The following is a 22709-nucleotide window of genomic DNA, read 5'->3' on the forward strand; positions in this document are numbered from 1 at the left end:
AATTTGTGAATGTTTGTTAATTATTTTTTTGGCAAATATACACAAGTTCTATAAATATAGTAGAATATAAAAAATATTTTTTTATTTTTTTATCAATGAGGCGATAGTAATGCCTTGCATCGCTTTCAAAGTTTCATCGCGAATAATCATTAAACCGTGACGCAGACTGCATTCATCCTCAGTTTTACAGTCAGCACAAGCTTCATAAAAATTTAAGGAAGCACAAGGCAAAAGTGCAATTGCACCGTCAAATAAACGGTGAATTTCGGCCAAAGTGATATCATTTTTAGATTTTATCAGATAATATCCGCCAAATTTTCCTTGTTTGCTGCTCACAAAACGTCCTCGTTTCAGATCTAATAAAATTTGCTCTAAAAACTTTTTCGGAATATTGGCGCCATCAGCAATTTCTATTGTTTTAGAAATGTGATTTTCGTCCTGTTCCGCTAAATAAAGTAAGGCCTTAAGAGCGTATTTTGCTTTGTGTGATAACATGTATTGTTATTATTTATTACTATTTGCTTTTTATTTATTAAACTAAAAATACATTTTTAGTTTAAACCTGAAACCAAAGATTTACCAGCCTCCGCTAGAACCTCCACCAGAGAATCCACCTCCGCCAAATCCTCCACCGAAGCCACCGCCGCCTCCGCCAAAACCACCTCCGGATGATCCGCCGCCAAAACCTCCAAATCCGCCTCCGCTGCTTCTGCCAAGACTACTTAAAAGAATAACATCCATTAGGCTGGGGCCACCGCCACTATTGCCTGAATTTCCTCCTCCGCCTTTTTTGCTTCGGGAAATCAAAATTAACACAATTACTACAATAACAATAAAAGGAAGGATAGGGAAATCTTTTCCTTTTTTGGTTTGCTTGCGTTCGCCTTTATATTTTCCTTTAAAAACATCAATTATAGCATTAGTTCCTTTGTCGAGGCCGTTATAATAACTTCCAGCCTTAAATTCCGGAACAATAATGTTTCGTATAATTTCACCGCCAATGCCTGCTGTTAATCTGTCTTCTAAACCATAACCGGGATTGATGGCAATTTTTCTTTCTTTTTTGGCCAGTAAAATAATAACACCATTGTCATCTTTTGCTGTTCCTCCAATTCCCCAGGTCTGTCCCCATTTTGTAGCAAGCTGACTAACATCTTCATTCTGTAAACTTTCAATTGTTATAACTACAATTTGAGTTGTTGTAGAATCAGAATAGTGAATCAGTTTTTCTTCTAATTGCTTTTTTTCAGACGCATTTAAAACATTCGCATAATCGTAAACCGAAGTTTGAAAGCTTGGTTTTTCGGGAATAGTAAACTGGGCAAAAATAGCATTACAGGTAAAAAACGCTAATAGCAAAAAGGTAAACTTAAAAATTCTGTTGGAATTTGAGATTTTATTTTTGAAAATTTTCATTATTTATCCTTTTGATATTTCGTTTGATAATTCGTTGGTGTCGTTTTCAGACCAGGGGAAGTTCTTTTTTAACTGTTCACCTGCACTTAAAATGCCGTCAACAATACCTTTTTTAAAATTTCCTGATTTGAATTGTGCTGCCATGATGTCTTTGGTAGTATCCCAAAAATCTGATGGAACAACATCATTTATGCCTTTGTCACCACAAATGACAAATTTTTTATCAGCTACGGCAAAGTAAAACAAAACACCATTTTTAAGCTGTGTTTCATCCATTTTTAATTCATGAAAAACTTCTAAAGCCCTGTCAAAAAGAACTTTAGAAGTTGTTTGTTCTATATGTACTCTAATTTCGCCAGAAGTATTTTTTTCAGCCACGCGAATAGCTTCAATAATTTCCTGCTCATCTTCTTTAGATAAAAAATCTTCTACTTTTGACATTTGAATTATTTTAGAGTTTAGATTGTTGATTTTAGATTTAATTATTATCTAAAATATTACATCTTTTTAGAATTTTACCTCAACTGGTTTATCAGCACCTGTCGAAGCTTCAAAATATGGTTTTTCTTTATAATCCAGGAACCATTTGTTTGGTATAGAAAGTATATAACCATTATATTCCTGTACAGTTTCATTAAAACGTGTTCTTGCTGTCAGAATCTGATTTTCAGTACTTGCCAGCTCATCTTGTAATTTCAGGAAATTTTCATTGGCTTTTAATGTTGGATATTGCTCTACAGATACCAATAATCTTGATAAAGAAGAGGATACACCACTTTGGGCCTGATTAAATTGCGCTAATTGTTCCGGAGTTACATTTGCAGGATCAATTGTTACAGATGTAGCTTTTGCACGAGCTTCGATAACAGCTGTTAATGTTGATTTTTCGAAATCCGCGGCACCTTTTACAGTATTTACTAAATTTCCAATAAGATCATTTCTTCTTTGGTAAGCTGTTTGCACATTTCCCCATTCTTTACTAACTGCCTGATTGTATTTTAAACCGGTATTTTTGATTCCGATAGACCAAAAAGCAATAATTGCAATTAATACTACAATAATTCCTACGGGGATTAACCATTTTTTCATATCTGTTTTTATTTTAAGTTTGTTTTAATTATTTTGTTACAATTCGTTTTTGATATCTGTTAATTGTGTTTTTATGGTCTCTAATTTACGTATTATTTCGAATTTATCTAATGTTTTCTTTTGCCCTTCTTTCAAATGTATTTTAGCACCTTCAAGCGTAAAACCGCGTTCTTTGACCAAATGATAAATCAATTGCAGATTGGTTATATCTTCCGGTGTAAACATTCTGTTGCCTTTTGCATTCTTTTTAGGTTTAAGGATATCAAATTCACTGTCCCAAAACCGAATTAAAGAAGCATTAACATTAAAAGCCCTGGCAACTTCACCAATACTGTAATATCTTTTATCTTTTGAAAGCTCAATATGCATGATGTTTCGCTTTATTTTTATTTACAACCTAATACTTTCAAATATTAGTCTAATGATTGATTTTCCTGATTGGCTAATTTTGAAATTGCCACATATTCTACCGCTGAAATATTTCCGTAGTAAAAATTCAGCGGATTCACGACTTTTCCGTCTTTATGTACTTCATAATGACAATGAGGCCCTTCAGATCGGCCGGTGCTTCCTACATAACCTATAACGTCACCGCGTTTTACATGTTGTCCTGACCTGCAATTGTATTTGCTTAAATGTGCATACAAACTTTCGTATCCAAATCCGTGTCTAATAACAATATGATTTCCATATCCTGATGCCGAATTGTCAGCTCTGGCAACAACACCATCGCCTGTGGCATATATTGGTGATCCGGTGTTTGCAGCAAAATCCATTCCATTATGCATTTTCCGAACTTTTGTAAAAGGATCAGTCCTATATCCAAAACCTGAAGCCATTTGTTTTAGATTCTCATTACGAACAGGTTGTATTGCCGGAATCGCCAATAATAAATTTTTTTTCATGCCTGCCAATTTCAAAATTTCATCTAATGATTTTGACTGAATTGCCAATTGCTTTGACAACTGATCAATACGTTTTGTAGTCGTCATTACCAATTTCGAATTATTATACCCCTCCAGGTCTTTATATCTGTTCAGATCTTTAAATCCTGATTTTCGAATGGAGTCGGGAATTTCCGATCTGTTAAAATAGACTCTGTAAATATTATTGTCTCTGTTTTCAAGAGCCTGGGCTACATCGTCAATTTCATCCAATTTTTTATTCAATATGGCATATTGCAACTTCAGGTTCTCAATTTCACGAGCCTGATAACGATCTTTTGGCGTTTCAAAATAAGGAGTATTCAATAAGATGACAAAAGATAAAAATCCGAATAAACCTGCAGCTACTAAAAACAAAATGGCAAACCCTAATTTAATGCGCTTTTTGGTTTTTATTTTCGTATACGCCAGATTTTCTGAATCGTAATAATATTTTACTTTCGCCATATTTTAAAATACCCTATTTTTGCACACCGTAAAAATGTTAGTAGAACAAATTTAATAAATGTTTCAGTTGTTCAACGCTTTTTTTCAAGAATAAAAAACAATTAGATAATTAGGTAACGGGGTAATTAGATAATTAATTATAAAATTTTATTTTTAATTATCACATTTTCAAATTGTCACCTTTTCGAATTAAAATATGAAATCACAAGACGTACGTAAACAATTTTTAGACTTTTTTCAGAGCAACGGACACTTAATTGTTCCATCGGCTCCAATCGTGCTTAAAGACGATCCAACCCTTATGTTCAATAACTCGGGAATGGCCCAGTTTAAAGAATATTTTTTAGGAAACGGAACTCCAAAAAGTAAAAGAATTGCCGATACGCAAAAATGTCTTCGCGTTTCAGGAAAACATAACGATCTTGAAGATGTAGGTTTTGATACTTATCATCATACTATGTTTGAGATGCTTGGAAACTGGTCTTTTGGAGATTATTTCAAAAAAGAAGCAATCAACTGGGCATGGCAATTATTGACAGAAGTTTATAAAATTCCAAAAGAAAATCTTTATGTTTCTGTTTTTGAAGGAAGTAAGGAAGACAATGTTCCTTTTGATCAGGAGGCTTGGGATATCTGGAAAACATTAATCGACGAAGACCGAATTATTCTTGGAAATAAAAAAGATAATTTCTGGGAAATGGGAGACCAGGGACCCTGCGGGCCTTGTTCTGAAATTCACGTTGATTTACGTCCGGAAGCTGAAAAAGCATTGGTTACAGGTAAAAGTCTTGTGAATAACGATCATCCCCAAGTAGTTGAAATCTGGAATAATGTATTCATGGAGTTCAACCGTAAAGCTGATGGTTCATTAGAAAAACTTCCTGCACAGCACGTTGATACCGGAATGGGATTTGAGCGTTTGTGTATGGCTTTGCAAGGAAAAACATCAAATTATGATACAGATGTTTTTACACCGCTTATTGAAAAAGTAGAACAAATTACAGGTTTAAAATATACATCTGACGAAGTAAAAAATATTAGTGAAGAACAAAATAAAACCAATATTGCGATTCGTGTAGTTGTAGATCACGTTCGTGCGGTTGCGTTTGCAATTGCTGATGGACAATTACCATCAAACACCGGAGCAGGTTATGTAATTCGCAGAATTTTGCGTCGTGCGATTCGTTACGGATTTACATTCTTAAATACGAAAGAGCCTTTTATCAATAAATTGGTAGAAGTTTTGGCAAATCAAATGGGGGATTTTTTCCCTGAAATCAAATCACAGCAACAATTCGTTACCAATGTAATCCGTGAAGAAGAAGCTTCTTTCTTAAGAACTTTAGATCAGGGTTTACAATTGTTGGATAATGTAATTGCACAAACTACCGGTTTAGAAGTTTCCGGAGCAAAAGCTTTTGAATTGTATGATACTTTTGGTTTTCCCAAAGATTTGACTGCTTTGATTCTGAAAGAAAAAAATATGTCTTTTAACGAAGCAGAATTTGATGCCTCAATGCAGGAACAAAAAAATCGTTCACGCGCCGCATCAGAAGTTTCGACAGAAGACTGGTCTGTTTTGATTCCCGGAAATGTAGAAGCATTTGTTGGTTATGATAAAACAGAAAACGAAGTGAAAATCACCCGTATTAGAAAAGTTGATTCTAAAAAGGATGGTATTTTGTATCAAATTGTTTTAGATAATACGCCTTTTTATCCGGAAGGTGGAGGACAAGTTGGTGATAAAGGAACTTTGGTTTCTGCAAACGAAACTATCGAAATCATAGACACCAAAAAAGAGAACAATTTGATTTTGCATTTTGCAAAACAATTGCCGGAAAATATCGAAGCTGGTTTTGTAGCAAAAGTAAATACCGATTTAAGAAGTTCGACTTCTAAAAATCACTCCGCTACGCATTTAATGCATTTGGCTTTAAGAAACCTTCTGGGAACTCACGTAGAGCAAAAAGGTTCATTGGTAAACCCAAACTATTTGCGTTTTGATTTTTCGCATTTTTCTAAAGTTTCAGATGAAGAATTACGTCAGGTAGAAACAAGTGTAAATGCACAAATTGAAGCACAATTGCAATTAGTAGAACACAGAAATATTCCAATTAAGGAAGCTTTGGATAAAGGTGCAATGGCATTGTTTGGAGAGAAGTATGGAGATAATGTCCGCATGATTGAATTTGGTGAAAGTAAAGAACTTTGTGGCGGCATTCACGTGAAAAACACAGCAGAAATCTGGCAATTCAAAATTATTTCCGAAGGTGCGGTCGCAGCTGGAATTCGTCGTATTGAAGCGATTACAGGCGATGCGGTAAAAAACTTTTATCAAAATCAGGAGAATACATTATCCGAAATAAAAGAAACATTAAAAAATCCTCAGGATATTTTAAAATCAGTGGCTTCTTTGCAGGAAGATAATGCGAAACTAAAAAAACAGGTTGAGCAATTACTTAAAGAAAAAGTAAACGCATTAAAAACAGAATTGGAGAAGGATTTCCAGGAAATAAACGGAATCAATTTCCTTTCAAAACAAGTAGATTTGAGTATGGCATCGACTAAAGATTTAGCTTCTGCCTTAGGAAGTTCAAAAGCTGATTCATTTGTGTTTTTAGCTTCTGTTGAAGAAGGCCTTCCAAATATTCATTGTTATATTTCTAAAGAATTGGTAGCTGGCAAAAACTTAAATGCAAATGCGGTTATTAAAGAATTAGGAAAGTATATTGAAGGAAATGGAGGAGGACAGCCTTTCTTCGCATCCGGAAAAGGTAAAAATGCAGGTGGAGTTGCCGAGGCTTTGGTTAAGGCTATTGAGTTTGTGAAATAGAATTGTTTTAATCTCGCAAAGACGCAAAGTCGCAAAGTTTTTAAATGCTTTGCGACTTTTTTAATTAAATAATTTTATTTTTGTAGGTTTATACTTTAATTTTTAAATATGACAGAAAATGAGATTTCAGCAATAGTAGTTGATGTGTGCTATAAAATACATGTAAAACTTGGTCCGGGTTTATTAGAATCAGTTTATGAAGCAATATTGAATCATGAATTAAAAAAACGAGGTTTATTAGTAGAAAGACAAAAGCCACTTCCTGTTATCTGGGATGAAATTGTTTTAGATATTGGTTTTAGAGCTGACTTAATAGTTGAGAATAAAGTTATTTTAGAAATAAAATCAATTGAACAAGTATCAAACGTTCATGCGAAACAAGTTTTGACATACCTTAAAATTACTAACATGAAATTAGGACTTCTAATAAATTTTTAATGTACCAATCATTAAAGTTGGTATTACAAGGGTTGTTAGTAATCTTTAAATTGTTTTCTTAATAGATTAAAAAAATGCAGAGCAGTAAATTAAAAAAAAAACTTTGCGTCTTTGCGTCTTTGCGAGATTAAAAAAACTTTACTTACGTTCCCCAATTTGCTGGCGCCACATCGCATAATACAATCCTTTCTCAACAATTAAATACTCATGTTTACCTTGCTCGATAATTTTGCCTTGTTCTAACACAAATATTTTATCAGCATGCATTACGGTAGATAATCGGTGTGCAATTAAAACGGTGATTCTGTTTTTGTCTGAGATATTTCGGATAGTCGCATTGATTTCTTCTTCGGTGATAGAATCCAATGCAGAAGTTGCTTCATCAAATATCAATAAATTCGGATTTCTCAAAATAGCGCGGGCAATTGACAAACGTTGTTTCTCACCACCGGAAACTTTCATTCCGCCTTCGCCAATTGTAGTGTTTAAACCATCTTCTGCACGAATCAGCAATTTTTCACAACTTGCTCTTTTTAAGGCATCATACAAATCTTCATCGGTTGCATTTGGTTTTACAAATAATAAGTTTTCCCGAATTGTTCCTGAAAATAACTGGGCATCCTGAGTTACAAATCCTAATTGTTTTCTTAAATCTAATAAATCAATTTCGGTAGAATCAATATTATTATAAAGCACCCTTCCTTCAGCGGGAACATATAACCCAACCAGTAATTTCACCAAAGTTGTTTTTCCTGAACCTGAAGGGCCTACAAAGGCGACAGTTTCTCCTTGTTTAATATCAAAATTAATGTTTTCTACGGCTTTGAATTTGGCAGTTTTATGTTTGAAACTTACATTAGAAAAAAGTAAGGACTGGATAGCTCCAATATGTTTTGGATTCTTTGGGCGGAATTCTTTTGGAGCGCTCAATAAGGTTTTAAAGTTTTCCATAGACACTTTGGTTTCATTAACTGCAATGATGAAATTTCCTAATTCCTGAAGCGGACCAAAAATAAAAAAAGTAAAAAACACCATTGTCAGTAAATCACCAACAATAATTTTATCTCCAAATAAGAAATAATATAAAGTGAAAACAACACAGGTTCTTAGAAAGTGAACGGTTGTACCCTGGATAAAACTCAAACTTCTGATGAATCGGATTTTTTCCAATTCAAGATGCAAAATTTTAAAAGTATTTAAATTCAAACGCTTTTCTTCCTGATAGGTTAATCCAAGGCTTTTTACAAGCTCAATGTTTCTTAAACTTTCAGTAGTAGAGCCTGCCAGTGTATTGGTTTGATTGACAATTTTTCGGGAAACGATCTTTATTTTTTTACCCAAATAGGAACTGATTAAAGCAATTATAGGAGCGGTAATTAAAAATATGATTGAAATACGGTAATCAATTCGGGCAACGTAAAGAATTACAAATATGAATCCGATTATGGTTTGAAAAATTAAGGAAATAGAAAGTGTAATTAATTTTTCTGAATCAGAACGTACTTTGGTTAATTTGCTTAATGTTTCACCGCTGCGTTGGTCTTCAAATTCAGCATACGGCAAATCGAGTGATTTTTTAATTCCGTCCGTATACATCTGAGCGCCGGTTCTCTGGATAACGACATTGGTAAAATAGTCCTGAAAATTTTTGGTAATTCTCGAAATCATAGCGGCACCAAGCGAAAGACCGAGCCAAAAAGACAATGATTTTATAAATCCCATTTCATTTCCTTTGTATTTTGCCAGTCCAACACCACAATCCTGCATTAATTTACCGGTAATAATCGAATCAGATAAGCTGAAACAGATATTTATTGAAGCCATAATCAAAGCAAAAAGCAATAGCATTTTATGTTTGACTATATAAGAATATAATAATTTCATAAGTGAATTATAATTTATGGAAGATGCAAAAGTAGTAAATAGATTAGGTTTGTAATGCTCATTAATTTGTATTTAAAAGTTAATTTTTATGATTTTATGAATAACAAGCATTTCATTTTAAAACAACTAATAAATAACTTACAGGATTGTATTTAAGAAAGTTATAAAAGAGGTTCGTGAAAATAATCATTCTAATAATTATTTAGCTTTTTTATTGTTAAAATAGATTAGGTTTTTTATGTTGATTTTGTTTCATTTGCAGAAAATATAAATAATTTAATCTGCAAAAATGAAAAAAATTTTATGCCTTTTTGGTGCTTTAGCTTTAGTCTTAACTTCTTGTTCAAGTGATGATGAAAATTCAGAAAATTTAATCTTACCTAAAACAGTAACTTATAAATATTCTGATGCGGAAGGAGATAATGATAAAGCGGTTATTGTTTATAATGGAAACAAAATTGTAAGCGCCGGTTACTCCGCAAGTGATAAAGAAGTTTATACCTATACAGGTGATTTGATTACAAAAATAGAAGATTTTGCATCAGAAGGAAATATTAGTTCTACTAACGAGTTTACTTATGAAAATGGTAAATTAAAGATAGATTTATTAACTGAAATATCTGGAGATCATACTTATATATCTAAAACTGTATATACCCATAATAATGATGGAACTATATCTTATGTTACATATTCAGATGTAAATACTATTGATGATAATAAAACTTCAGAAGGAGTTTTGACATATTCCGGAGGAAACCTTGTAAAAAAGACAGAAAATTATAAAGGGGGTTCGTCATATAGTAAGACTTATGAATACGATACAAAAAATAGTCCATTTAAAAATGTTTTAGGATATAATTTACTTATTGATTACGATACTACTGTCAGCCTTAATAACGTTACCAAAATGACGAATGTTTACAATAATGGAGAGTCTGGGTCTACTAATATTTTTACCTATACTTATGAATATAATGATATGGGGTATCCTGTAAAACAAGTTGAGATTAATTTGTTTAATGACGGAGAGGATACTACAGAATATGCTTATTAGTGTCCAAATAAAATTCTAAATTTAAAAACCAAATGCTTTTAGTATTTGGCTTTTTTTATAAAAAAAGACGAAATTTGTTTTAAAATAAAAGACATGCAATTCAGAACCCAAATACCAATTTCAAAAAGTAATTCGCCAATCGATTATAATTCGAAGATACTTTCTTTTGGTTCTTGCTTTGCAGAAAATATGGCGCAGAAATTTGATTATTTCAAGTTTCAAAATGAAACAAATCCTTTTGGGATTATTTTTAATCCGGTTTCGATTGAGAGAATAATCAGAAGAGTTGTTGAGCAGGAATTATTTACCGAAAAAGATGTTTTTTTTCATAATGAGCGCTGGCATTGCTTTGAAGTACATTCGGATTTAAGCAATTCGGATAGGGAAGAATTACTTGAAACCTTAAATAAAACTATTGAAGTAACAAACCATCAGTTAAAAAATTCCAGTCACATCATTATTACCTACGGGACTTCCTGGATTTACAGCAATGTCGAAAGTGAACAAATTGTAGCAAATTGCCATAAAGTCCCTCAAAAACAATTTTCAAAAGAGTTATTATCGGTTGATGTAATTCAGAAAAGCATCCAAAATACAATCAATTTAATTCATAGTATAAATTCAAATGTACAATTCATATTTACCGTTTCACCGGTGCGTCATATCAAAGATGGATTTATACAAAACCAGTTAAGTAAATCTCATTTATTTGCTGCAATTCATAAAATCTTAAATTTTTGTAATCCTGAACGGAGTCGAAGGCTTTTAACTACTGACTATTTTCCGTCGTACGAAATCATGATGGATGAACTTCGCGATTATCGTTTTTATGGTGAAGATATGCTGCATCCCAATCAGATGGCAATCGATTATATCTGGAAACTATTCAGCGAAAATTATATTTTACCGGAAAGTATTTTAATTATGCAGGAAGTTGATGAAATTCAAAAAAGCCTGCGTCACCGAAGCTTCAATTCTGAATCCGAACAGCATCAAAAATTCTTAGCTAAACTGCAACAAAAAATTAAGTCGTTAGGCGAAAAATTGCCCAATATAAAATTTTAAAAATTCGAAAATAAGTAAGAAAATAATTATTTGTCAATAAAATTTTAGAATAATTGCGTGTAATTATGTAAATTGTTAAACTATAAATTCCACAATTTTGTAGACTGGAAGAATACTTTCAATAACGTAATTTTAATCTAACGTGTTTTATGACGTATGAATAAGAAATCAATTCATTTTCTAAAAAAAACACTGCGTGTGCTACTTTGGTGTGTAGTTTCGATAGTTGCACTTTTACTTCTTCTTACGATTTTAATTCAGATTCCATCAATACAGAATTTTGCAAAAGACAAAGCGATTACCTATCTGCATAAAAAGATTAAAACTAAAGTTTCCCTGGATCGGATAGCAATTAAATTCCCTAAAGATGTTGTTTTGGAAGGGTTTTATTTTGAAGACCAAAAAAAAGATACTTTATTAAGTGGTAAACGTTTAGAAGTAGATGTCGATTTATTTAAACTTATAAGCAGCGAACTCGAAATCAATTCTATTTCACTTGAAAATGTAAAAGCTAATATTTCGCGAAATAAAGACGGTGTTTTTAACTTTGATTACATTATTAAAGCCTTTGAGTCTAAAGAGCCTAAAGATCCGGATAGCAAACCTTTTAAAATATCTGTTGTAAAAGTAAATCTGGATAATGTTAAGTTTAATTTTAAAGATGATTTTTCTAAAAATGATGTTCGCGTAAATGTTGCTCATTTTGATACTCATTTCAAAAAGTTTGACTTAGATAAAATGGATTTTAATATTCCGAATATTAATTTAAATGGGTTGAAACTGATTTTGAATCAGGATGCTGTAGAAAAAATTGCTGAAGTTTCCGTGAAAACTGTCGATACAATCTCAAAAAGAAAAGATTTTAAATTAAAATTAGGCAAAATCAATTTATCAAAAATTGATGTTTCATACGATAATAAGGATTCGAAGTTAGACTCAGGAATAAAGTTGGGCAGTTTGAATTTATCAGTTAATGAAATAGATTTAAACAAACAGCTATTGGATTTTAATACTTTCGAATTAAAAAATCTAAAAGGAAATCTGAGACTGGGAGCGAAAGATAAACAAATAAAAACCCCAAGTTTAGATTCGACGTCAATCAAACAATCAGGCTGGAAAGTAAGACTAAATGATGTTGATATACAGAATATAGCTTTCAGATTTGATGATATGCAATCAAAACCAACGCAAAGCGGAATTGATTACAGCCATTTGGATTTAAGTAAATTCAATCTTAAAGCTGAGAAGTTATATTACGGAAACGATACGATTTCCGGAAATATAAAATCGCTTGCTGCAAATGAAAAGCGGGGTTTGAATATTCAGTCCTTAAAAACAGATTTTTTTTATGGACCTAAATATGCATCGCTTGAAAATTTATATGCGAGGACACCTCAAACCCTTTTGCAGAATAAAATCAGGCTAAAATATTCATCGCTTGCCGCATTAAAAAAAGATATTGCAAATCTTGGTATCGATGCCAATTTAAAAGATTCAAAAGTTGGTTTTAAAGACATTTTATTATTTGCACCTGCTTTACAAAAAACAAATCCGTTTAAAGACAATCCTAATGCTATTTTGTATTTGAATACACGCTTGAGTGGAAAAATAAAGGATTTGAATATTCCACAGTTTGAAATGAGTGGAATCGGTACAACGAGAGTTTCCCTTTCTGGGAAAATTATCGGTTTACCTGATGCTCAGAAAGCCTATTACGATTTGGATATTAAAAAACTGTCAAGCACTTCTAAAGATGTATATTCTTTTATGCCGGCAGGAACAATTCCGAAGAATATTCAATTGCCATCTCAGTTTAATTTGATCGGAAAATTTAAAGGTTCTGTTCAGAATTTCAAAACCAATCTCGCTTTAAACAGTAGTTTTGGAAATGCAAAAGTAAATGCTCTGTTTGATCAGCGTATCAAAAAAAGAGAGAAATACGATGCAACCGTTTATTTACTTGATTTTGATTTAGGCAGATTAATCAAAAATAATTCAATTGGAAAAATTACGCTTAAAGCGAAAGTAAAAGGAACAGGCCTCGACCCAAAGACAGCTCAGGCGAAATTGGACGGGATTGTTCAGAAAGCGGTATTTAACAGATATACCTACAGAGATTTAGCCTTAAAAGGAAATATCGAAAATGGATCTTTCGCGGTAAAATCAGGAATGAAAGATCCAAATCTGAATTTTAACCTGACAGCAAGCGGAGACACAAAAGACAAATATCCATCAATAAAATTAAAATTAAACCTTGATATTGCCGATCTCGAAAAACTGAACCTTCATGCAGGCCCGATGAAACTACGTGGAAATGTCGATGCGGATATCGCCAACAGTAATCCGGATTTTTTAAACGGAAAAGTATTTCTTTCGAATATTCAGATTTTGCAGCAAGCAGAACCGGTTGTATTGGATTCGGTTCGTATAATTGCTTTTTCAGATAATACCCGAAATAATATTAAAGTTTCATCTCAGTTTCTAAAAGCAGAAGTGGATGGAAAATATAAGTTAACAACTTTAGTGTCGGCAATAAAAAAATCATTGTCAAAATATATTGATTTAAGAAATCCAAAGGCAAATGGAGAAAATGATGAACAACGATTGGCTTTTACATTAACTGTAGATAATGATCCGGTACTTTTTAGAATGATTCCGAAATTGACAGGTTTGGAACCGATAAAAATTACAGGGAAATATAATAACGTGACCGATTCGTTAGAAATAAAAGGAACGATTCCGAGAATTGTATACGCGAATAACACAATCGCCGATGGAAAAATAAATATTGAAGCCAAAGAAAATGCTTTAGAATATCAGATTTCTGTAGCAACGATTGAAAGTGGTTCTTTAAAAATTCCGTTCACGAGTCTATCCGGAGAAATTCAAAACAATATCCTGACATATGCGCTTGAGGTAAAAGATGTAAAAGACAAGCAGCAGTATTTTATTGCCGGCGAATTTAAAACAGAGGATTCTAAAAACATCTTTAAAATTGATGCTGAAAATTTCGTCCTTAATTATGATAAATGGAATATAGATCCTGAAAATGCTATTGAACTGGGAGATAAAAGGCTTTATGTCAATAAGTTTTATCTGGATAATGCCGGAAACGAATTGAAGATTCAGTCACAGGGAACTCAGAACAATGCACCATTGCAGGTTGATTTTGTGAATTTCAAAATCGAGACTATTATGAATATGGTCAAAAAAGATAAATTATTGATGCAAGGTTTGATTAATGGAAATGCGGTGGTTGAAAATGTAATGACAAACCCAACTTTTACTTCGGATTTAAAAATAGATGATTTCGCTTTTAGAGGTGAGCCTGTGGGAGATATTGCTATAAAAGTCGATAATAAAACCAATAATTTATTGGCGGCAGATATTACAGTGAGCGGAGAAGGTAACGATGTTAATCTGAATGGAAATTACAGAATCAATGATGGCAATTTAGATTTTAATACGGACATTAATAAGCTGAATATTAAAAGTATTCAGGGCTTTACGATGGGGAATGTTACTGATGGCACCGGTTATTTATCAGGAAATTTCAAAATTACCGGAAGCGCAACAGCACCGAAAGTTTCAGGTGAGTTAAACTTTAATGATACTGGTTTCAGAATCACACAGCTCAATTCGTATTTTAAAACTGACAATGAAAAAATCACTTTTAATAATGATATAATTACGTTTGATAAGTTTACACTTTTTGATGAAAACGATAATGAATTAGCAGTAAACGGTACAATCCAATCTCCTGATTTTAAAAATTACAATTTTAATTTAACAGTTATTGCAGATGATTTCAGAGCAATACATTCTAAAGCTGCTGACAATGATTTATTTTACGGAGATTTATTTTTAGACACAAAACTGAACATAAAAGGGACACTTGAAAGCCCGGTTATTGGCGGGAATATCAAAATAAATGAAGAGACCAAATTTTCGGTTGTTTTACCGCAGTCAGATCCTTCAATTGCAGACAGGGAAGGAATTGTAGAATTTGTAAATGAAGATAATTTATATCTGAAACAAACTGTCGAAATGGAGAAAAAACTCAATCAGTCGGAGTTAAAAGGTATGGATGTGAGCGTTGATATTTCTATAGATAAGGAAGCTGAACTTACTTTGATTATTGATAAAGGAAACGGGGATTATCTTAACCTGAAAGGGGAGGCCCGACTTACAGGAGGAATTGATCCTTCCGGAAAAACAACACTGACAGGTAAATATGAATTTACAGAAGGAGCGTATGAGATGAATTTCAATGCCATCCGAAGAAAATTTAATATTCAGAAAGGAAGTTACATTATATGGAACGGTGAACCAACTATGGCTACTTTAAATATTACAGCTATTTATAAAGTAGAAGCTGCACCAATCGATTTACTCGGAAACCAGTTGGGAGCTGTTAGTCCTACAGTGAAAAATACATATAAACAAAAAATCCCTTTTCAGACTTTATTAAAAATGAAAGGTGAATTATTGAAACCGGAAATTACTTTTGATATTATTCTTCCTGACGGGAATTATAATGTTTCATCAGATATAGTGACAGCTTCACAGGCAAAACTGGAACAATTGCGACAAGAACCGGCAGAATTAAACAAACAGGTTTTTGCACTTTTATTATTAAATCGATTTATTGGTGAAAATCCATTTGCAAGTGAAAGTGGAGGAACAAATGCAGAATCATTGGCCAGACAAAGTGTGAGCAAAATATTGTCACAGCAATTAAATGATCTTGCAGGAGAATTGGTGAGTGGAGTTCAATTAGAATTTGATCTTGAATCGACAGAAGATTACACTACCGGGACGATGGAAAACAGAACCGATCTTAATGTAGGAGTTTCTAAAAAGCTGCTTGATGACCGATTAAAAGTTACTGTGGGAAGCAGTTTTGCAGTTGAAGGCCAGGAACGGGCGAATGAAGAAAGTACCAATATTGCGGGAGACGTAGCGTTAGATTATCAGCTTACAAAAGATGGCAGGTATATGGTTCGGGCCTATCGTAAAAATGAGTACCAGGTTGCGGTTGAAGGTCAGGTTGTAGAAACAGGAGTTGCTTTTATTATTACAATGAGTTATAATAAATTCAGGGAGCTTTTTCACCGAAGTGCAGAAGAAAAAGAAATGATCAGAGAAGAAAAACTGCGCAAGGAAAAGAAGAAACGCAAAGAAAAAGAGGAAAAGAAAAAGGAAGAAGATAAAGAGAATGACCAAATTGAAGGAAATGAGCAAAAAACATAGAAATATGGAAATCAGATATATAAAATATTTTATAGTGCTGTCCCTGTTTTTTGTTTTTGGATGCAGCAATACTAAATATTTACCGGAAGGTGATTTATTATATACAGGCGGTTCTGTTACAGTGAAAGATTCTGTTATCAAAAGGAAAGAAAGAAAAGTACTGGAGAAAGAGCTGAAAGGTTTACTGCGTCCTAAACCGAATAAAAAAATATTGGGGCTAAAGCCTAAATTGTGGCTTTACAATATTGCCGGAGAACCTAAAAAAGATAAAGGAATCAGGCATTGGCTAAGAACCAAAGTGGGTGAGCCGCCTGTGCTTTTCAGTCAGGTTGATTTAGATTACAATGCCGCAGTTTTAAGAAATTTTACAGAAAACCGTGGTTATTTTAAAACCAGGGTAAGTGCTGATTCAACTGTCAGAAATAAAAGAGTAAGAGCAGAATATACCGTTCAACCGAGAAAACAATACAAAATAAAAAACGTCAAATTTCCTGAAGATTCTTCAGCTTTAGGAAAAATAATTGCGAGAACCAGCCGCCGATCGTTACTGAAAGAAGGAAATCCGTATGATCTGGATGTTATAAAGGCCGAGCGTGAACGTATTGATGCCAGATTAAAGGAAAAAGGATATTATTATTTCAATCCGGATTATATTTTGGCTCAGGTTGACAGCACAAAAGGAGATTATAAAGTAAATATTAAATTAAAAATAAAAGAAGAAACTCCTGAAAAAGCTAAAGTTGCCTACAAAATTGATAAAATTATTGTCTATCCTAATTTTTCAGTTTCAAAAGACAGTGTTAAATATAAAAAAGAGGATGTTGTTCAGTATAAGGATTTTACGATTATAGACACAGCCGATACTTTCAAGCCAAGAGTTTTTGACCGGACAATCTATTTTAAAAAAGGAGATTTATATAATCGGAAGGATCATAATCTTACTTTGAATCGTTTTGTGAATCTGGGAACATTTAATTTTGTAAAAAATGAATTCAAACCTTCAGACAGTTTAAAAAATACTTTGGATTCCTATTATTATCTGACACTTTTGCCTAAAAAATTTATTCGTGTCGAAGTTTTGGGTAAAACGAATTCAGCCAGCTATACAGGTACAGAAATTAATGTAAACTGGAATAACAGAAATTTATTTAGAGGGGCCGAATTACTTACCGTCTCCATATTTGGAGGAGCCGATTTTCAGCTTTCAGGGACCAATAACGGAAAAAATATTTATAAACTCGGAGCAGAAACCAGTCTTACATGGCCAAGATTTATTTCGCCATTTAGTATTCAGGGACCAAGCGAATTTGTACCCAGAACCAAGGCAACACTTCACTATGAATATCAAAACAGAACACAGCTTTATTCCTTAAATTCTTTTAAAGCTTCATTTGGATATTTATGGAAAGAGAATATCCGAAAAGAACACCAGCTTAATGTGGTTGATATTACTTATGTGAGTCCAAATAATGTAACACCGGAATATTTGGAAGATATTAAGAAAGATGAATCTTTAGGGAAAGTAATAGAAAAACAATTAATTTTTGGTCCAACGTATTCTTATACTTATACGAATACAATGCGAAAACGTAAAAAGAATACATTCTATTTTAATGGGGAACTAGATTTAGCGGGAAATATAACAGGTTTGGTAACCGGAGCCAATGTCAAAAAGAATGATACGATAAAAATATTTGATGTTCCGTTTAGTCAATATGTAAAAGTTAAAACTGATTTCAGGCATTATTTAAAACTCGGAAAAGAAAGCGAATTAGCGAGCAGGATTATTGTAGGAGCAGGATTACCGTACGGAAATTCAAGTGTTTTGCCAACATCAAAACAATTTGTGGTAGGGGGAACCAATAGTATTCGTGCCTTTAGGGCCAGATCATTAGGGCCGGGAAGTTATCTCAACACAGAAACTACTAATTCTTATTTACCGGATCAGTCGGGAGATTTGAAATTAGAGTTTAGCACAGAATACAGGGCAAAACTATTTAGTATTGTCAGGGGCGCTTTGTTTTTTGATGCCGGGAATATTTGGCTTTTAAATGCTGATCCTAATAAACCCGGAGCAGAGATTTCTAAAGATTTCATGAAAGAAATTGCCGTAGGAGCCGGTGTAGGATTACGTTTTGATTTGTCTTTCCTTATTTTAAGAACAGATTTAGCATTTCCGTTAAGAAAACCTTATTTACCCCAGGGTGACAGATGGGTAATTGATGATATTAATTTTGGAAGCGGTTCATGGAGAAAAGACAATCTGATTCTTAATATTGCGATTGGATATCCTTTTTAAACTTATTTTTTAATGAATGTTTCCGAAAAATAATTTATAGCTGTCAAAACATTAAATTTGCTAAAAAAAAGAATGACCTTCACCGCTATAGATTTTGAAACAGCAACAGGCTATCATCCTTGTTCTGTTGGAATTGTTACTGTTGAAAATGGAATAATTGTAGATGAGTTCGTGTCTTTAATTAAACCTCCTAATAATGAATATTCTCCATTCACGATACAGGTTCATGGTATATATCCTCGTGATACAATGAATGCAAAATCTTTTTTGCAATTGTATCCTGAAATTGAAAAAAGGTTAAAAGACAAAGTAATTGTAGCACATAACGAAAGTTTTGACCGGAATGTTTTAATAAAATCAATGGCTCATTGCGGTTTACATTATGAAGATCTGAATATAGCTAATCGATGGGAATGCACTGTGAAAATTTACAAAGCCAAAGGATTAAAACCAGCAAAGCTTAGTGATTGCTGTCGGGAGATGAAGATTCAGCTTAATCATCATGAAGCATTATCTGATGCAAGAGCCTGTGCAAAATTATATTTGTTACGATAATTTAATTATTTTGTAATATTAATACTATTTATTTAGTACTTTAGAATATTGTAAACCAATATAAAGTCTAAAAAATGAAAGAAGATTTTCTTCATTATCTCTGGAAGTTTAAAAAATTTGACACACTTAATTTAAAAACTGTTAACCATGAGGAAATTACAATTATAAATACCGGAAATTATTTAGAACTTGCCGGACCAGATTTTTTCAATGCACAAATAAAAATTGGAAATCAAAAATGGGCAGGAAATGTCGAAATCCATTTAAAATCCTCAGATTGGTATGCTCATAATCATGAAAAAGATGCTGCTTACGAAAATGTGATTTTACATGTAGTTTGGGAACATGATGCTGAGATTTTCAGACAAAATAATACCGAGATCCCTGTTTTGGTTTTAAAAGATTATATTTCTTCTGAAATGGTTTTAAACTACAATTCTTTAACGCTGCCAAAATCATGGATATTTTGCGAAAAACAAATTACTCAGGTAGAAAATTTTGTCTTTAAAAATTGGCAGGAACGTTTGTTTTTTGAGCGATTAGAGCGAAAGTCCAAATCTATTTATGATTTATTGGAAGAAACAAATCAGGATTGGGAAGCTGTTCTGTTTTGTCTTCTGGCAAAGAATTTTGGTTTAAATACCAATGGGAATTCATTTTTGCAATTGGCAAAAGCAATTCCATTTTCGATTATCAGAAAAGAAAGTTTTGAGCTGGAAAATCTTGAAGCATTGTTTTTTGGAAACGCAGGATTATTAGATTCGGATAAAGAAGATGTTTATTTTAAGGACCTCAAATTCAGATATTTTTATCTTTTACATAAATATCAATTAGAAAAAGTTTACATAGAGCCGGTTCAGTTTTTTAAACACCGACCGGATAACTTTCCCACTATAAGACTTTCGCAATTAGCGAATTTATATCATGAACATCAGAATTTATTTTCTAAAGTTATTGAGTTAAAATCTATTACTGATATTTATAAATTATTAAATAGTTCAGCTGGCTTGTATTGGCAAAGCCACTATCAATTTGATAAAGAAAGCCCAAAAAAGAGAAAAACATTATCTAATTCATTTATAGATTTATTAGTGATAAATACAATTATTCCATTGCAGTTTGCTTATTCTAAAGCCAGGGGCGAATCAATATCTGAAGATTTAATCTCTATTTTAGATGAAATTTCCCCGGAAAAAAATTCAATTATTGAAAAATTTAAATCTTTCGGAATTAAATCAGCAAATGCATTTGATACACAATCCTTATTACAACTTAAAAAAGAATATTGCGATGTTAATGGGTGTCTGAAATGCGCAGTAGGAATGGAATTGTTGAAAAATAATTAGAGTTTTTAATTTTATAATTAGGAAAATGGAGGGATAAGTACATTAGATAATTTTGTATTTTTGTTTAAAATTTAAAATAAAAAGATGTCTGCTATTTTAAAACTTAAATTCTTTTTCGAAAAATACGGTTTTCATGTTTCGTCACGATTGGCTGATAAACTTGGGATGCGCGTAACCAGCGTTCGTTTGTTTTTTATTTATATTTCGTTCGTGACAGCCGGATTAGGTTTTGGAGTCTATCTTACTTTAGCTTTCTGGATTCGGTTAAAAGATTTAATAAGAGCCAAACGGACTTCGGTTTTTGATTTGTAACATACAATTTTAATCATAAAAAAAGGGATTATAAAGCTTTTGCTTTATAATCCCTTTTCTTTATATATTGAAAAATTATTTTTCAGAATTGTTTAAAACACTATTTTTCTTTCCATATGCGAAATAAATGATGATACCTATAGCCATCCATACAAAAAGTCTTAACCAATTGGTCCAGCCTAATCCATACATCATGGCACAGCAAACACCAACTCCTAATAATGGAATTAAAGGAACAAACGGCGTTTTAAATTCTCTTACCATGTTAGGTTCTTTTTTTCGTAAAATAATAACGGAAATGCACACAAGAACAAAAGCAAATAAAGTACCAATACTTGTCATATCACCTACAATGTCACCAGGAACAAAAGCGGCAAAAGCCCCAACGATTACTAAAATTGCAAGGTTAGCTTTGTATGGAGTTTTGTATTTTGGATGGATATCACTAAAAGCTTTTGGTAGTAAACCGTCTTTACCCATTGCATAAAATACTCTGGATTGTCCTAATAACATCACTAGAATTACAGAAGAAAATCCTGCCAAAATAGCAACAGTTACTAATTGCCCTAACCATTCGTATCCAATCATATATTTGTTAATTGCAAATGCAACAGAAGCTTCTTTACCGCCAGTTCTGAAATCTTCAACTGTAGCAACACCTGTCAAAACGTGAGCAAACAGGATATATAATAATGTACAAACTGCTAATGAACCTAATATACCAATTGGCATTGCTTTTTTAGGGTTTTTAGTTTCCTGTGCAGCTGTACTGACAGCATCAAATCCGATGAAAGCAAAGAAAACTGTTCCGGCAGCACCTAAAATACCCATAATTCCTCCATAACTATGATCAATTCCGTGTTCATCTGTAAAAATAGAACTTTGTGGAATATAAGGCGTATGGTTTACCGGGTTAATAAAATGCCAGCCAATAATTATAATAAGGATTACAATGGCAACTTTTACGATTACAATAATACCATTTACAAAAGCGGATTCCTGTATACCTTTTATTAATAATAAGCTAATAACTGCGACAATAAATAAAGCCGGTAAATTGATTACTCCATGTTCTCCCGTTGCAAGGTTAGTTTGAAAAGGAGAGTGAGAAAGAGAAAAAGGTATCGGACTCACATGCAAAACATTGACCAGTAAGTTATTGAGATATTCACTCCAGGCAATCCCAACAGTTGCTGCTCCTACAGCATATTCCAAAATTAAATCCCAACCAATTATCCATGCTAAAAATTCTCCCATTGTAGCGTAAGTATAGGTGTACGCACTACCTGAAATTGGAATAGATGAAGACAATTCAGCATAACATAATCCCGCTAAAGCACATCCAATAGCTGCAACAATAAATGCAATAGTTACAGATGGTCCGGCACTTTGAGCAGCAGCAGTTGCTGTTCTTACAAATAAACCGGCTCCAATTATGGCTCCAATTCCAAGGGCAATTAATGACCAGGCGGTTAATGTTCTTTTTAATCCTTTTTCAGAATCAGCGGCTTCTGCTAAAAGCTGAGCTAATGGTTTTCGTTTCCAAATAGACATATTTATTTATGGTTTATTGTTATTAAGCTTCAAATGTATTGTTTTTTATAAAAAATAAAAACAATTATGCAGTTTTAAGTTATAAAAAATTTAACTTTTCAAGAAGCATCTCTGCGATTATTCATTTTTAGGTAATAAAGTTTTATTCAAATTGTACTAGTGAAGAAGAAATAAGAATTAATAAATATTATTTTTTTAATATTTTTCTTAATAAATT

The 22709-nt window shown here is 32.7% G+C and carries 17 protein-coding genes; 9 read left to right on the forward strand and 8 right to left on the reverse strand.

Going from position 1 to position 22709, the window contains the following annotated elements; genetic code table 11:
* Positions 1 to 81 precede the first annotated feature (81 nt).
* From ACEN92_RS19205 to ACEN92_RS19230, 6 genes are all read right to left on the reverse strand, one after another.
* The gene (locus ACEN92_RS19205) at positions 82 to 495 is read right to left on the reverse strand and encodes an RrF2 family transcriptional regulator (RefSeq protein WP_495639935.1); all 414 of its coding nucleotides are present in this window, start codon (positions 493 to 495) and stop codon (positions 82 to 84) included.
* 81 nt (positions 496 to 576) lie between these two features.
* On the reverse strand, positions 577 to 1416 hold the full coding sequence (locus ACEN92_RS19210) for a TPM domain-containing protein (protein WP_495639936.1): 840 nt from the start codon (positions 1414 to 1416) through the stop codon (positions 577 to 579).
* A 3-nt stretch (positions 1417 to 1419) separates the two neighbouring features.
* Positions 1420 to 1857 carry a TPM domain-containing protein gene (locus tag ACEN92_RS19215; protein WP_495639937.1) on the reverse strand — a complete coding sequence of 146 codons (438 nt, stop codon included), beginning with the start codon at positions 1855 to 1857 and terminating at the stop codon, positions 1420 to 1422.
* A gap of 66 nt (positions 1858 to 1923) precedes the next feature.
* Positions 1924 to 2505 carry a LemA family protein gene (locus tag ACEN92_RS19220; protein WP_495639938.1) on the reverse strand — a complete coding sequence of 194 codons (582 nt, stop codon included), beginning with the start codon at positions 2503 to 2505 and terminating at the stop codon, positions 1924 to 1926.
* A 36-nt stretch (positions 2506 to 2541) separates the two neighbouring features.
* Positions 2542 to 2874, reverse strand: coding sequence for a MerR family transcriptional regulator (locus ACEN92_RS19225; protein ID WP_495639939.1), 333 nt, complete (start codon positions 2872 to 2874; stop codon positions 2542 to 2544).
* Positions 2875 to 2918: 44 nt separating this feature from the next.
* Positions 2919 to 3896 (reverse strand): peptidoglycan DD-metalloendopeptidase family protein, encoded by a 978-nt coding sequence (locus ACEN92_RS19230; RefSeq protein ID WP_495639940.1) that lies wholly within the window; start codon positions 3894 to 3896, stop codon positions 2919 to 2921.
* Positions 3897 to 4092: 196 nt separating this feature from the next.
* Here ACEN92_RS19230 and alaS point away from each other — a divergent pair, with 196 nt between their 5' ends.
* Both alaS and ACEN92_RS19240 read left to right on the forward strand, forming a co-directional pair.
* Positions 4093 to 6729, forward strand: coding sequence for an alanine--tRNA ligase (alaS, locus tag ACEN92_RS19235; RefSeq protein ID WP_495639941.1), 2637 nt, complete (start codon positions 4093 to 4095; stop codon positions 6727 to 6729).
* Positions 6730 to 6837: 108 nt separating this feature from the next.
* A complete protein-coding gene (locus ACEN92_RS19240) occupies positions 6838 to 7167 on the forward strand; it encodes a GxxExxY protein (protein ID WP_495639942.1) in 330 nt (109 codons plus the stop codon).
* A 138-nt stretch (positions 7168 to 7305) separates the two neighbouring features.
* Here ACEN92_RS19240 and ACEN92_RS19245 read toward each other — a convergent pair whose 3' ends face one another.
* Positions 7306 to 9051 carry an ABC transporter ATP-binding protein gene (locus ACEN92_RS19245; protein ID WP_495639943.1) on the reverse strand — a complete coding sequence of 582 codons (1746 nt, stop codon included), beginning with the start codon at positions 9049 to 9051 and terminating at the stop codon, positions 7306 to 7308.
* Positions 9052 to 9340: 289 nt separating this feature from the next.
* Between ACEN92_RS19245 and ACEN92_RS19250 the strand changes: the two genes are divergently transcribed.
* From ACEN92_RS19250 to ACEN92_RS19280, 7 genes are all read left to right on the forward strand, one after another.
* On the forward strand, positions 9341 to 10108 hold the full coding sequence (locus ACEN92_RS19250) for a hypothetical protein (RefSeq protein ID WP_495639944.1): 768 nt from the start codon (positions 9341 to 9343) through the stop codon (positions 10106 to 10108).
* A gap of 93 nt (positions 10109 to 10201) precedes the next feature.
* Complete coding sequence (locus tag ACEN92_RS19255) at positions 10202 to 11173, forward strand: GSCFA domain-containing protein (protein WP_495639945.1); 972 nt, start codon at positions 10202 to 10204, stop codon at positions 11171 to 11173.
* 156 nt (positions 11174 to 11329) lie between these two features.
* Positions 11330 to 16426 carry a translocation/assembly module TamB domain-containing protein gene (locus ACEN92_RS19260; RefSeq protein ID WP_495639946.1) on the forward strand — a complete coding sequence of 1699 codons (5097 nt, stop codon included), beginning with the start codon at positions 11330 to 11332 and terminating at the stop codon, positions 16424 to 16426.
* Positions 16410 to 18725 (forward strand): translocation and assembly module lipoprotein TamL, encoded by a 2316-nt coding sequence (gene tamL, locus ACEN92_RS19265; RefSeq protein ID WP_495639947.1) that lies wholly within the window; start codon positions 16410 to 16412, stop codon positions 18723 to 18725. Before ACEN92_RS19260 ends, tamL begins: the two co-directional genes overlap by 17 nt.
* Positions 18726 to 18797: 72 nt before the next feature.
* A complete protein-coding gene (locus ACEN92_RS19270) occupies positions 18798 to 19280 on the forward strand; it encodes a 3'-5' exonuclease (protein WP_495639948.1) in 483 nt (160 codons plus the stop codon).
* Positions 19281 to 19354: 74 nt separating this feature from the next.
* Positions 19355 to 20626, forward strand: a complete 1272-nt coding sequence (locus ACEN92_RS19275) for a DUF2851 family protein (RefSeq protein ID WP_495639949.1) — start codon at positions 19355 to 19357, stop codon at positions 20624 to 20626.
* An 84-nt stretch (positions 20627 to 20710) separates the two neighbouring features.
* A complete protein-coding gene (locus tag ACEN92_RS19280) occupies positions 20711 to 20938 on the forward strand; it encodes a PspC family transcriptional regulator (RefSeq protein WP_007810860.1) in 228 nt (75 codons plus the stop codon).
* A 75-nt stretch (positions 20939 to 21013) separates the two neighbouring features.
* Here the strand turns inward: ACEN92_RS19280 and ACEN92_RS19285 are convergent, their stop codons facing one another.
* Positions 21014 to 22492, reverse strand: a complete 1479-nt coding sequence (locus tag ACEN92_RS19285) for an amino acid permease (protein ID WP_495639950.1) — start codon at positions 22490 to 22492, stop codon at positions 21014 to 21016.
* Positions 22493 to 22709 lie beyond the last annotated feature (217 nt).

The organism is Flavobacterium sp. Flavsp81 (assembly GCF_059491325.1).